The organism is Deltaproteobacteria bacterium (genome assembly GCA_016931625.1).
Taxonomy (GTDB): Bacteria; Myxococcota; XYA12-FULL-58-9; order XYA12-FULL-58-9; family JAFGEK01; genus JAFGEK01.
In genome coordinates, this window is the sequence record JAFGEK010000073.1 from 1 (window position 1) to 13,861 (window position 13,861).

Here is a 13,861-nt window from a genome sequence, read left to right on the forward strand (position 1 = left end):
CTATTGCAATTAGTCGACTTGCTTTAAAGAAAAAACTTGATCAATGCTAAGGCCTTAAGGCGGTGGTTGTTACTTATACTGACGCATTAATTTATACTAATGCATTTTTTTTTAATACTGATGCATTTGTTATTTCAACCCACTCCCTTGTAATTTCGACCTTCGGTAAGAAATCATTTATTTGGGTTGATTAAGATCTCTTGTCCCCTTTGACAACCTATGGACTCATGAAGGTTTGCCCATCGGTGTGGTTCGATAAGTCCTACTCGACCCACAAGAACACTATACTTGTAATTACTAGACGCTTAATTATTATATAAATCACTTATATCTGATGCTGAAAGTGCTCGGTTATAGATCCTCACGTCATCCATTTCCCCTATGAAGTAATCTGCAGCTTGCGGTGAAGTGACAGGCATCGTAGCTACTCGGGTGATATCTGATGTAACTGCGGGAGTTCCCAGTAGGTTATCTACTGATACATCCGGTTGACCATTAATATAGATAGTCATCGTCCCATTACGATATGTCATGGCTACATGGTACCATTGGTTATGGGTTAATGAAGTTGTCGAGGTTAGATATTCTGGCTTATCAAGCCTAATACCAGCATAAATACGACTATCAGCAGTTAATTGTATAGAAAAAGGATGTATATAATGGCCTTTGCGTATAATGAAACCACCATCAGCATGTGTTTTCACCCAAATTGCAATTGTCAGCTCATTGGTTTCAGAGATTGCAAAGTCATTCTCTCCTAGATCTAAGTAATCCTGGCCATCAAAGAATAATGCACCTTCTTGGTTGTTTAGCCTATCAACGACCGGTTCAGTGCACGACCGGTTCAGTGCCAGAGTCTACCACATTATCGATATTACCTGTGGCGTCATTAATATTACCTGCACTTATTGGTAACCAAACTTGCAGTGCCTCATCCATAGAACATTTATCATACCAACACATATATGATTTATCGTCACACGCAATAGTTTCACAATTAGCGAGATTAGGACAAAGTGACGCATCAGCTGTAGCGATACAAACACCAGAGTTGCAATGAGAGGATTTGCCACACTCACCAGCAACGCTGCATGTATTGGCGTCATTTGGAATGTTCTCACAGCCTCCGCCTGAAGCTGCAATGCAGACGTCATCTGTACAGGGGTTGCTATCGTTGCATAGCTGGTTCATTGGCAAATATGGGCATTGTTGAGTTTGTGCATTACAGTCTAGCGTACAATCGAGGTCATCAGACGGGCAAGGTATAGGGCCTGCTACACATTTGCCATTATTGCAGGTCTCACCATTACACCAATTACATTCTTTATCACCTAAGCATTCAGCTTGACTGCAGAATAACTTAGCCCAGAGCACATAAAGACTTTTACCAAAGCGCAGCTCAGCTTCACTGGTATGTGGATGCCTGCCAGTCGTTTCGTTATATTCTTGACAACAAGTGCGTAAATTTGTGCCTTCAAATACACATTCACAATCTGGATAATTCCACCCTTGCTCGGTCTTGAGGCATAGTTCATTAGTAATCAGACTGCGTTCTCTAGTAGAGATAACGTCGGTGTAATCAAAGATAGGTACCATCCCATCATAATCTGCAAAAAGCATGGTATTAAAGGCGTTGGCAGTTGTAGTATCTTCATGTCCACCATAATCGCCACAGTAAATATTGCAGGCAAAATAAATAAAATGAATATAATTGAAATCAGCTCTTAAACCATCAAGCATTTCTGTATAGGCAATATATAACTCATCATAATAGTCGTAATTATCCCCATCGGCTCGCATCTCAAGCATGGCAACATCTATATCGTCATAATAATAATCCCTGACAGTACTCTCAAACTCAGGGATGGTTTTCGGTCTTGGCAACTCACAAAGGTTGAGAACAATGTTGCTTATGGCAAATGCATTTTCTGGAGGAACATTAGGATCAGAAGAAGTAGAAGAAATGTAAGGAATTTCACTGCCATCACGCAGGTTATATTGTTTTTTAGATATGTAGTACCTGTCATGATCGAGCAATGCTAATTCAAAAATACCATTAAGAAGATTTTGGCCATATGAACGACTGTGTAAAAGATATTTCTTGCTGCGAATGATTTCTAGGCATTCATCAGTAATGCTATCAAACTCAGTATTAGTCTCGTGGCCCCCAACATATATACCAGCTGGATAAAATACCGGGTCATGGTTATCTGGTTTATCATCACCGCCTGAGGTATTGTTATTGCCTGACGGCTCAGTATTTTGATTATTATTATTATTATTATTGCTACTGTTATTATTATTTACGTTTTGGCTGCTGGTATCATTATTCGGTTCAGAAACAATGTTGAGAGGCTCATTGCAAGCTGCACAGAATAACGAGCAAAAAACACAAATCTTTGAAAGCCAGTAGACCATATCATTACCTCGATATTAACTGAGTTTATTATTATTTGCTTACTCTTTTTAGTATACGTTGCCCTTTCCATACAGTATCTTTTTTTAACCAAATTATTTAAATAATTGACGAATTAATATTGCAAGCACCACTATTAATGAAAATAAATACCCACTAGCCGCAGCCTGACAACCAGATTGAGCACTCATAAAGCTTTTCTTTTTATTATTAGATTCTGATTCACTTTGTTCATTATCTGGTATATTATTTTGATTCGGATGATCTACTGCTGGGCCAGTATTTGCATCATCAGGAAAATCCGGCACGCTGTAACCATCATAGATAGCTTGAGCTACAGCGCTTTTGTTGCCGTTACTGTCAAAGGCGCGAGCGGTAATTATTTTTGCCGTGGTTTTAAAAGGGACGGTATAAAAATTTGAGTTTTCATCAGGAATACTATCATCTAAAGTATAACGAATCGTTGCAGTTGGCTCAGAACATACAATAGTAATTTCTAATGAATCGCTAGCATATACATCCGGCACCGGGCTGATACCCACATATGCGGTATCAATAGGGATAGGATGATTGCCCCCGGGTAGCTTATAGCGGTAAGTCTCCCACATGTATTTCTCAAATGGGTCAGAAAATTTATATAATTCATTTATAGTTGTTTTCGTGGTTATCCAGGTGGCAAATAAATTACCGGTATACTTTACTATTGTATCTTTTATGCTCTGCAAATCTGCCATGCGCCAACGGTCAGCATAAGCGAAAAAAGAAGCATGATTCCATAAAGGTTCTGCTTTCATCATACGAGCGGCAAGTGCTTGGCCTGACATGTATGGATTAGTACAACAAAGTTTATATTCATAACTATTAGCGTCATGCCCATCTCTTGTCCAAGTGCTGGGGTAGCGGGTATCTGTCCTTGACTCAAGCTGCGTAATATGGCTTTGAAAGGCTACATTTTCGCCACTCCAGGTAGGAGCAAAATAATAATGTTGATCTTCACTGAAGATCGCCCCCGCCAACGTCTGCATATCTTTATCTTCTAACATCATACCGGCAAAAATAATCGGCCACTTGCGACCGCTATGGCATCCTCCTATAGCTTGCCACTCAGTACGCGCGCCACTGTTGACGAGACCCCACAAATCAATACCTACTTGAATATAATTTATTAGCAGTCGTTCTTTTTGCAGTTGTGGATAATTAAGGTGCAGCATTAACGCCGCTTTACTAACAGCCCATACAAACCATTGACCATAAGATGGCATGTGATCATACGGCGCTTCCTTGCCAAATGGTATATGATCAAGCCAAGGTTGCTGAAATTTACGGATCCATTCTTCGATATCCGGCGCATTATCAGGTAGGGGCAGAGAACTTAAAAGCTCGCGTTTAAGATTACGAGCTAGATAAACATGACTTTTCGTAGGGTCATTAGCTGGTGGTGGCGCATAAGATGGCCTAAAAGCATCCGGTGGTTGCGGAGTAGCAACACAGGTAAGTATCGGCGCCGTATCAATGGGCCGGACATAATAACTATAATTTTTTTCTTCCATATTATATTCTGGTTCTAATGGCCGACTCTTAGTAGAAACCAACGAATCACCCGGATTTAATGTAATAATCGGTTTTTTAAAATTTTCAGGATGATAATAATCTCCTACGAAGCCTAAACGGCTGTCATAAGCTGCAGTACGGCAACAGGGATTTATCATCGAGCCATTGCGAGCCCACTGATTCGGCCAATCTATTACTTCATTAATATGACATTTACTTAAATAACCTTCTCCCTCTCGCTTTCCACCTGGTCCTCTTGGGCATTCAATTAATGTCCAACCTGCATCTACAACCTGCTGGCCGAACAACGGTGGAGGATCAATATCTATAATAGTTGCCTGGCCTACCACATACCAGTCGCCATTGATAAATTTACCAACCGGCATTGGTTTATCAAACGTCCAGGTAACTCCGTATTGTTCTATAATTTGTCTATTTTCTAACTGTGGGATCTGTATATCCATATCTTGGGTATAAACAGTAGTTGGAATAGGATCTATGTGCGAATAGCCCCAGTCCTCCTGCGCAAAACACTTTTGACTTGATAATAGTAAAATAGTAAATGCGAAAGAAAATAATGCTAGATAATATACAAATGAGCCACTTACAGAACTAACTTGTAAGCCTTTTCCTGCGTCGCTCCCGCGAAAGCGGGAATCTATAATGTACTGTTTTTGCTTTTTGTTATGGATTCCCGCTTGTACGGGAATAGCGTTTTTTCGATTTATTTTTAAAATTCTATTCAGTATTACAAATGGATTAAGTAAATAACATTTATTATACTGTTTCATTTGCTTACTCCTTGGTTGCTATCTCAAATTTCGAGATAGCCCCGGCAATACCAAATTTATTAATCGATCTCACTTCAAGATATGTTTCTACTGAATCAAGCTGCCAGAGATAAGACTCCTTATTATATTCAAACCATTCACCACCATCTATGCGGATCTGATAGGTTTTTAAATTAGGAGTGAATGTTTTAAAACTTAAGGTGATTGTTGCTGCGTCTTGTATCTCAGCGGTAACTTGTACTTGTTGCATAGCAAAGTAGGGGTCTTTTGCTGGGTCTTCGGTAGGAATTATTAATGATGATGCTCCAGAAAGCCATTCGGTGGTGTCATCTGAAGCTGAGCAGATATTTTGAGTACATCTAGTGATAATGCTCCATCCATATTGCGGCAGCTCATTCATAAAATTAGTATTGGGAAGATAGCAATTATTAGCGAATTCCTCCGCCGGGTAACCATCTTTTTTATAATATTTCTTGTTGGGGTCTTTTAGGTCTTCTGGAAAATCTAGAGTATCTTGAAATTCTCGATATTTATCTGGAGGTACTAGTGCTGCTATTGCCGCTGCCCCAACTTCAAGCGCCTTTTGTATTCTTGGCAGTTGATCGTTGAGATATTTTTTTCGATGTTCATAAATAATCAGATTGGCGCCATTGGTAGCAAAGAAATCCTGGCGAATCTCATAAGCATTTAGTGGCATACCCTTTAAATTAGTTACATAGACATCCTGCATTGGATCTAACATGATCCACTTGCCATATTGATTAGACCATAATTCAGTAACGCTATGCTGTGCAGTAGCTTTAGTATAATAACCTAAGCTAAAAACACTGGGCCGCTTTAAGGCCACATGGCGACAAATCCAACCCAACGAAGCTGCGGCTGACACCAAAATCTGCACAGCTTGACTACAATTGGCTCGATCACCATTCGCCAACCGCTCAAGAATAAATAAAGCCCCTGTAGGCACTTCTTTAGGATATTCTGGTTCAGGTGCCCCGTATAATTTAATTTGATGAAACACCCACTCCATAAGTAGTATTTGCCTTTCAAATTCTGTAGCGCCGGATTGAATTACTTCATCAAGCTTATACTTGGTGCGCAATGTGTGCAGTTTTTCATTTTCAAAGGTGTCAAAGCCGAACTGCTCAAACCGCTGTGTATATATATTATCTACATAGGGCTCGACACTTGGTTCGGTGATAGTTAATGTTGCCGTGTTGCCGATAGGTATTGTCTTAATGTTTTGTATCTGAGTGTCATGCGGCTCATATTCTTCGTATGGTTTTTCTTCTATATTTGGGTCTGATTGAGGTGTATCAGAAGTACTGACTTGTCCTACATTGCCGCACCCTAGACTGAATATAACGACAAGTATTACACTACTGGGTGCTACTATTAAGGAAAAATTCATTTTGAATTCTCGCATAGTTAGACATCACCTAATAAGAATTCAAATCGAATTCTTAACTGCATGCCCGTTAGTTCCAGTTAAGGGATAAAATGTTCAAAAAATGTAAGTTGATATTTATTTGATGAATATTTTTACGTATTTTCTTTTGATAAAGTTGGGTCTTCTGTTTTCTAATGTGGATCTTCTGTTATTGAAGGAGCACTTGGTCCTGATAAAGTCTGCTCTGTCATTTCATTGGATAGTGGAAAAACAAGGAGAGTTACAACCCGAAGAAAGCGCAAAAGTCTATGTCATAACTCAGCACTGGTGCCAACTCATAGCCAACAGGATCACGTTACGGCACAAGAGCATGTTTCTTACGACAAAACAGGTTCGAGGGTGAGTATCAGACCTCAAATAGGGGTTGTGCTATGCTAGATTTGGCCGTGTTGGTTTGCGAGGATGACGTTCGGTGCCATTGGCATTATCGAGCGTGGTGCACAAGTGTTCTCTGGATATCTCTTTTCATAGAAGAAGGAATTAGCACATATTTTTAAGTTACATCAGGTTGATCGTAGACCAAGAAACTTTGGCTTTCAATATTAGTGGCGATAAACCCACCTATCTTTGAAGCACCTCGCATAATAGCGTTAATGCTAACCAGCAACATTTTCCACGAATAAGACAAAGCAACCGCACCATAGTCGTACGGTACAATCAGCGATGTCTTTTCTTTTTCGCGTGGCATAAGATGGGTATAAGATGCAAGCAGGCTAAAACCATTTATTTCTCTGGTACGCAGCTCAAACTCGAGATCCTGGATAATCGATTCACCACTATTGCGATAGGGTAGATTGTTTTGTGGTGGCTGTATGAGATTGTCGATCTTAGTGTGGAAAAATGTCATTGTACCTTGAGCATAATCTAAAAACTTTTGTGCATAGCCATCGTCGCGGTAGTGCTTGACAAAGGCAGCTACTTTTAAAGCATCAAGTTTATTGGCAAGGTTGATAGCAACATAACGATTGTTGAGATCACCACTGGCTACCATTGAATTGTTACGCTTGCGATTGGTCTTTATATCAATAACTCCTAAAAAGGCATTAGCACCATATAGAGCAGAACCTGGTCCACGAATGATTTCAACCTGCTCAACATTCTCGATAGCGATGGGATTAATAGCGCCACCAGTAAACATGTCGTTAAGCCGTTGCCCATCAATCAACACTAAGACATAATCATGTTCAGTTGTATTGCGACCACGTACCGATATGCGAAACACTCCATTACCATTGTCAGTTGTACCCTGAAACCCAGGAACAAAGTTAAGCAATCGCTCTATAGTACGAACACCAAGACGCATAATATCTTTGCGCGTAAAAACCGTTACCGATGAAGGCGCTTCCAAATTCGTTGTTTGCTGCACAAGAAATGCCCAATTTACGCAACTCTCGATAAATGCGAGGGCTTCCATATTTACAATTATGCGCCATATAAATATTGCGTATTTGCACCAATAAAAGCTCATCTTGTTGCTGTCGTTTTTGTTGCATACCGTCATCAAGCCATTGGTAATAGCCTGAGCGCGATAGCCGCAAAAAACGGCAGAGCAAGTTAGTTGGGTACCTATTTATCAATTGATGCATCAAGCGGTGTACCTTACCGATGCAATTTCGCGAAAAAAGTTGTAGCTTTCTTGAGTATCTCACGCTCCATTTTTAGCGTTTTGTTCTCATGGCGAAGCTTCCTAAGCTCTTCGTCGCGCTCGGTTAGGCGGCCATGACCTGAAAAGAAAATCGTCGCTGCAGCGGTGGAGATCGACAAGCTATGCCAGTATGTCCCATCGCTCAGCCGCAGCTACACAGGCCGCCGTCCCGACCCACCACCCTGGGAGCTGTGCTGGCCGAGGCTTCGCTGGATTCGGGCTTGACAACGGGGGGCCTTCTCATGGAAGTCGGGATTTACCTATCTGTGTCAAGCATTGTTCATGTCCAATAGAATTGCAACTGCCAGGCACACAGTAGCGTATTAAAATACTATCTAAATAAGTGTATGCCTCACGACCACTGAATGTGAGACTATGTTCTCCTTTTAAAAGACTCCATATTGTTGGTTCACGATCACTACAGGTATCGCTGCAGGTCTCTTCAGTGCTAATATTGGTTACATTTACAGCTTGCCAAGAAAATTCAGATAACTGACCAGCATGATAAACGGTTGGTTCGTTGCCGGTTGTTGCGCCATCATCAATTGTTACAAAAAACGAATTACAGGCGCCACTGTTAGTACAGTAGGGTAATACAGGTTGGGTGCGTATGCGAGCATCGATGACATACTGGCCTGAATAAGGAGCAAAAAAAGTAAAACTAAATAAGCCCGCATTCTCTTCGTTAGTAAACACATAGTTACCTCCAGAGGCATTTACATCATCGCCAATTTGCATCGGGGTTACTATTTGGGCATCTTCAGCTTCTAAATAAATACAAGCAGATTCTGGATAGGCTTCAATGTTACGATAGCCACAGCCACTATTAGTTATAGCTGTAAAAAATATTGCGATTATAATTATATAGAGATTACTGGTCACTTTCTCGCCTCTAATGCACGCAATAATTGCACAGCATCGTTGTGAAAACGACCTTGTGGATAATTGGTAATATATTTTTTAAGTAATTTTAATCCACGCTGTTTGTTAGGCGAATGATCAATGGCAAGCTGTGCTGCAGCATAAAAAGCATCTTCGGCTTGAGTTGTGCCCGGGTAAGTGCGGGTGACGGTTAAATAACTTTCAATGGCAATAGCCGGATGTCCGTCAGCAAGTTCTGCCTCGGCTTCAACAATCGCCAGTTCGGCGAGCCAATGCTTATTATATCGAGTATTATTACGGGCACGGCGAATAAGTATACGCGCCTCTTTGATACGGCGTGCCTTAATACGTGTGCGTATTTCAGCTATACTTGGAGTTTTGGGTGCTAACGTTTTATCTGATTTCGTCGATTTGACTATAGCTTTATTGGTAGATGATGTGGCGCCTATAGCATTGTTTGTAACCGAAGACTTCATACTTAAAGAATTAGCTTTGATCCGTTGGGCTTTACCTGAACCAAGAATACTATTTTGACCAGTAGCGATCTCAGTGACTTCGATTTGTCCTTGCTGTACTGTAACCACTGTTGTTGTAGCAATATCATTGCGCTTTACGGTAAAGCGAGTACCGATTACACGTATTTTTGCCTCAGCAGTTGCTACGAGTAATGGTGCGTTTTGTGGCTGTGGCTTGACCTGTAGATTAATAGAGCCTTTATGAAGAACGATTTTTGTGTTTAATTTATTATTAATATAAACTTTGGTGCCTGTATTTAGTTGTATCTGTGACTTGTCTCTAAGTTGCAACATCGCATCGCTTTTGGCGAACAGCAGAACTTCATCAATGAACAAATCACCGTCTTTAAGTAACGATACGTTATCAATTGCAACTTGGCCAGCAATAATTTTATTGCCATGATTTTCAAACCGCTTCATGAAAGCAATGCCAATTACAGCGCAAATAAGTGTAGCCAAGGCCAAACCGAGAACTGGCCTAAGCATTATGCGGCGTTTGGGTGTGGCTATAGATAATCGGGCAATGGTAGAAGATAAAAGTCGTTGCTGCTCATTATCATTAAGTATTGGTGGTAAGGTTTGCCTAAGTTCATAAAGAGCAGTTTGTACTAAAATTTTGTATGAATGACAGCTTTTGCAATCTTGTAAATGTTGAGCTGACGCTACCGCAAGAGATGCATCAGGTGAGCCTTCTAAAGTTAGTTGCACTAATTCTTCGCGTATAATTTTGCATCTATCAATCATTATTATTCACCTCCTCCCCATATGAAACACAAGCATTAACTTCTTCAGTCATACCTCGAGCAAAAGCTTTACGCGCCCAATAGAGTCGCAAGCGCGTTGTTGAACGGCCTGCGTTCATCATCGTGGCGATATCGTCAACACAGTGTCCCATTGCCCGTAATACAAAAGCAATACGATGATTAACAGAAAGTTTTCCAAGTACACGATGGCATTTAGCAAGAGCTTCGCGAGCTTCTAAGCGTTGTTGCAAATTTTGAGGATCAACTACTTTCTCTTGCATATAATCCTCACTGCTTACAAATCCGCGTGTTTTTCTTTGTCGCCAAAAATCTCTTACAACATTCACACATATGCTACCCACCCAGCTAGAAAGCGCAGCTTCTTGGCGCAGATGTTTAAGACCAATAAGTAATCGTAGATAGACCGTTTGTTGCAGGTCATCGAGATCTGCCATTGAGCCCACGAGTCTAAATAAAAAGCCACGAACCAAATCAGAGCACTCATATAACACCAGTTTTTGAGCTGAACGATCTCCTTGGGTCGCTCGTTTAATTACCTCTTTACTCAAGTCTGAGACACGATTACACCTCTTTGTTGATTTGACGGAGCTTGAGGTCATTTGACTAAAACCGTGTTGCGATTGCGATCGCAAGGTTAGGTTGCACCCATCCAGACTGATATACAGGTTGTTTAAGTACTAGAATTCTCAGGTTTTTTCTGAGCACATCAGCTCCGAGGTGTAGCAGAATATCAAAATGAGATGTAGTATGAAGTACTCCTCCGACACCCACGGATATAAATGGAAGAAGTGTTGAAAGATGACGGGGCATAGTTTCACCTGCGTGCAATTTGGTATCGGTACGAAAATAAAGTACCCCACTTTCAAGATCGGTAAAAAATGAAAACATACCGCCAGCGATTCGTTGTGCAAAATAATAGCGCCCAAGCGCAGCAAATCGTGTAACTGCAGTATTACCTGCACCAGTTTGGGTTATTTCATGATGTCGCAGGCTTTGGGTACCGCTAATACCTGCTAACCATGATCCTTGAGCCCAAAATATTAATCCCCCAAAAGATGGTATTACCGTTTTAGAAAGAGTTAAGGTGCTACCCATGGCTATTAATTCAATGCCAACACCTTTTGCTGGTTGAGCATTTTTTTCATGCGCGTCGTTTTCATTAGCCAAAGCAAGCGGTAAAGTCGGCAAGGTTTTTTGTGCATTTTGTTCAATATGATTGGCATCTTCTTGATGAAGCATCATCGCGGTACGCAAGGCACTGCGTAACTTAATTGCAGCTAAACGATAAATCCGCGAATCATTAATCTGATTGCTATTAAAGTTTACTTCTACGGCTAAGGGTTTAGCATCAATTTGATTTACCACCATTACACAGGCAGAAAATCTAACACCAATATCCACAGCAAGACTTGACCACCAGGCGACATAAGTTGAACTATGTTGTTTTGCTAGTCTTAATGCTACCTGGCGCTGTTCGTCGATATTGTCGATAAATTTTGTTTTTACAATTTGGTGGGGGATATCATTTAAGTAAACAGACAAATATTTATTTAATATTGTTTTATTTAGACTTTGTTCTAGAGGGGTATATTCGATTAAAAGCACAGGTGGTGTCTGTAGAGCTAAGAGATCACCAGCACCTACGATGAGAGTAAAAATAACCACCAAAATTTGTAATAATTGGTGGATATATTGTTTGTAGGATGCTTTATTCTTCACAACAGACCTACACCAAGGGCTATCTCGAAAAGTGATTAAATTACATTAAAGATAAATAACTCCATTTCTCCGCGGCGGTATTTTAAATGAATTCAATGCTAAAGTGTGGCTAATTTCTGCAATGATTGCAAGTACGCCTGTGGTACACCAATGTCAAATCGCTGTCCTTGTACCATGTAACCAATAACTCCATCTTCTCGGCGTAGCCTATCAAGGCAAGAAGTAAGTTGAAATTCGCCTTTTTCCCTAATGTTGTTTGCTATATGCTCTTCTAAATAGTTGAAAATTTGTGCTGATAAAACATATTGTCCAAAAATAGTGCAATATTGATCTTCTGGTAGTCCTGCCATGCGTAAATACTGAGTGGCATATTCAATGTTAGGTTTTTCGGCAAACTCAGATATTGTCATTGTTGATGGCGGATCTAGCCAAGTGCCAACTACTGTTCCAAAATGATGAATTAATTCTGCGGGTGTAGTATGTAATCCTACAACGCTTTGTCCGTATTTTTCATAAACCTCAAGCAATTGGCGGGCGCAGGCCGTATCAGTATTTGAGGCATATAAATGGTCACCGAGCATTAACAAGAAAGGCTCATTACCTACCCATTCACGAGTGCAGTATACAGCGTCACCAAAACCATTTTGAGTTTCTTGTTCAATAAAAGTAATTTTATGTCCGATATTAAGTATATAATCAGATAATTCCTTAGCTTCTTTTGATAACTTTGCATAATGTTCTATTACTGGTGGTGTGTGAAAATAGTCTTCAAATAATTGCTGGTCACCTTTTTGTACTATAATGCATATTTTTTCAATATCAGCAGCTAGCGCTTCTTCAACTATTAATTGAATAACCGGCTTGGCTATGCCGTGTTTGTCAATTATTGGAAACATTTCTTTTTTCATGGTTTTAGTGGCTGGAAATAGTCTAGTGCCAAATCCAGCCGCAGGAATTACTGCCTTTCGTACTTTTTTTGCACAAGAGAGTATAAGCTTAAGGCATTTCATCTGCAGCTCAGATTCAATAATTTCAATTACTTTATTTTGAGTGTCTTCATTTTTAACCAGTAATTGTGCAGTGCCGTCTCCCTGTGAACCTACCCCTTTGCCCCCGAGAATATAGGGTTGCAATGCCGGGTAAGTTAGCAATTTATGCAATACCGGCGCCGTGAGTTGCGACGGGCATGCGGGTTGGCAGTACGTATCAAATTCTGCCTGCGATTTAGTCATTAATTTACCAAGAGTATTGGCGTCTCCAGTTTCAATAGCTTTCACTGCTTGTTTGGTAATATCTGTACTGATAACGCCTAAATATTTTTGTACACCACGCTGTAGTTCATTATCAGCGAAAGGATAACATTTATTTAATTTGCTAAGAATTTCGCGAGTGTCTTTGCCTGCGCAAAGATCTACAATGACAAAGTAAAAATTATCACCAATTGGTATTTCATCAACTTCAATGCGATCACCATCAAAAGTCATTATTACTGGGCGGGTGCCATAAGCACAACCTTGATCTAATCGACCACAACGAGATGGAGTAGTGATCTCACCCAAGTAACCAAATTCCATCTCGCCGCGTATTGTCATTTTTAAATCGTATATTCGATTAAAAGCACGAGCTACAAGGACGCAGGTGGCAGCACTAGAAGATAACCCCTTTTTCACTGGAAGATCAGTATGGTAATTATTAATTTCTAAACCATATACGCGATAATGGGTTAGTATTTGATAAGCAACTCCAGCTATATAGCTAAACATACCGCCGTTTTGCGCGGCGGCAAGGAGTTTTTCTCTATCCATGGGCAAATCTAAAACTTCATCATTTAGAGATGTTCTAAAAATGAGTCTAGATGGGTGAGGTGTTACTTCAGAATATAGGCCTTGATTTGTTCCAGAAATTAGAGCGAATCCCATTTCTAAATCGCCATTTATGCGACGATATCCACCAGCCCAATCAGTATGTTCCCCAAAAAGACAAATACGACCTGGAACAAAGATTTTCATTAATTTTCACGCTTTCAGTCTACAATTTGAATGACACACTAAAAATAACTTTTTTGGTAATTTTGGCTAAAATCGAGTATAAGCTTTTTAGATACTGACTTTGTTTTCTTTATGCCACA

10 protein-coding genes are annotated in these 13,861 nt (G+C 40.3%); all 10 read right to left on the bottom strand.

All coding sequences use genetic code 11. The annotated features are described in order from the left end of the window. Positions 1-305 precede the first annotated feature (305 nt). Positions 306-854 carry a LamG domain-containing protein gene (locus JW841_06500; GenBank protein MBN1960577.1) on the bottom strand — a complete coding sequence of 183 codons (549 nt, stop codon included), beginning with the start codon at positions 852-854 and terminating at the stop codon, positions 306-308. Further along, positions 829-2,418, bottom strand: a complete 1,590-nt coding sequence (locus JW841_06505; GenBank protein MBN1960578.1) for a hypothetical protein — start codon at positions 2,416-2,418, stop codon at positions 829-831. The genes JW841_06500 and JW841_06505 overlap by 26 nt, the downstream gene beginning before the upstream one ends. Positions 2,419-2,511: 93 nt before the next feature. Beyond that, positions 2,512-4,431: a chitobiase/beta-hexosaminidase C-terminal domain-containing protein gene (locus tag JW841_06510; protein MBN1960579.1), complete on the bottom strand. Its 1,920-nt coding sequence runs from the start codon at positions 4,429-4,431 to the stop codon at positions 2,512-2,514. A gap of 331 nt (positions 4,432-4,762) precedes the next feature. Then, positions 4,763-6,169, bottom strand: a complete 1,407-nt coding sequence (locus JW841_06515) for a hypothetical protein (protein ID MBN1960580.1) — start codon at positions 6,167-6,169, stop codon at positions 4,763-4,765. Between the two features lie 532 nt (positions 6,170-6,701). Further along, positions 6,702-7,574 carry a TonB-dependent receptor plug domain-containing protein gene (locus JW841_06520; protein ID MBN1960581.1) on the bottom strand — a complete coding sequence of 291 codons (873 nt, stop codon included), beginning with the start codon at positions 7,572-7,574 and terminating at the stop codon, positions 6,702-6,704. A gap of 519 nt (positions 7,575-8,093) precedes the next feature. Beyond that, the gene (locus JW841_06525) at positions 8,094-8,735 is read right to left on the bottom strand and encodes a hypothetical protein (GenBank protein MBN1960582.1); all 642 of its coding nucleotides are present in this window, start codon (positions 8,733-8,735) and stop codon (positions 8,094-8,096) included. Continuing rightward, positions 8,732-9,994: a FecR domain-containing protein gene (locus JW841_06530; protein MBN1960583.1), complete on the bottom strand. Its 1,263-nt coding sequence runs from the start codon at positions 9,992-9,994 to the stop codon at positions 8,732-8,734. Before JW841_06530 ends, JW841_06525 begins: the two co-directional genes overlap by 4 nt. After that, on the bottom strand, positions 9,987-10,562 hold the full coding sequence (locus tag JW841_06535) for an RNA polymerase sigma factor (GenBank protein MBN1960584.1): 576 nt from the start codon (positions 10,560-10,562) through the stop codon (positions 9,987-9,989). Before JW841_06535 ends, JW841_06530 begins: the two co-directional genes overlap by 8 nt. Before the next feature lie 55 nt (positions 10,563-10,617). Next, complete coding sequence (locus JW841_06540) at positions 10,618-11,733, bottom strand: hypothetical protein (protein MBN1960585.1); 1,116 nt, start codon at positions 11,731-11,733, stop codon at positions 10,618-10,620. 98 nt (positions 11,734-11,831) lie between these two features. Continuing rightward, a complete protein-coding gene (locus JW841_06545) occupies positions 11,832-13,742 on the bottom strand; it encodes a GHMP kinase (protein MBN1960586.1) in 1,911 nt (636 codons plus the stop codon). Positions 13,743-13,861 lie beyond the last annotated feature (119 nt).

Coding starts and splice junctions, on each gene's coding strand:
- JW841_06530 (MBN1960583.1), bottom strand. CDS start 9,994: ATGATTGATAGATGCAAAATTATACGCGAAGAATTAGTGCAACTAACT.
- JW841_06505 (MBN1960578.1), bottom strand. CDS start 2,418: ATGGTCTACTGGCTTTCAAAGATTTGTGTTTTTTGCTCGTTATTCTGT.
- JW841_06545 (MBN1960586.1), bottom strand. CDS start 13,742: ATGAAAATCTTTGTTCCAGGTCGTATTTGTCTTTTTGGGGAACATACT.
- JW841_06515 (MBN1960580.1), bottom strand. CDS start 6,169: ATGAATTTTTCCTTAATAGTAGCACCCAGTAGTGTAATACTTGTCGTT.
- JW841_06510 (MBN1960579.1), bottom strand. CDS start 4,431: ATGGATATACAGATCCCACAGTTAGAAAATAGACAAATTATAGAACAA.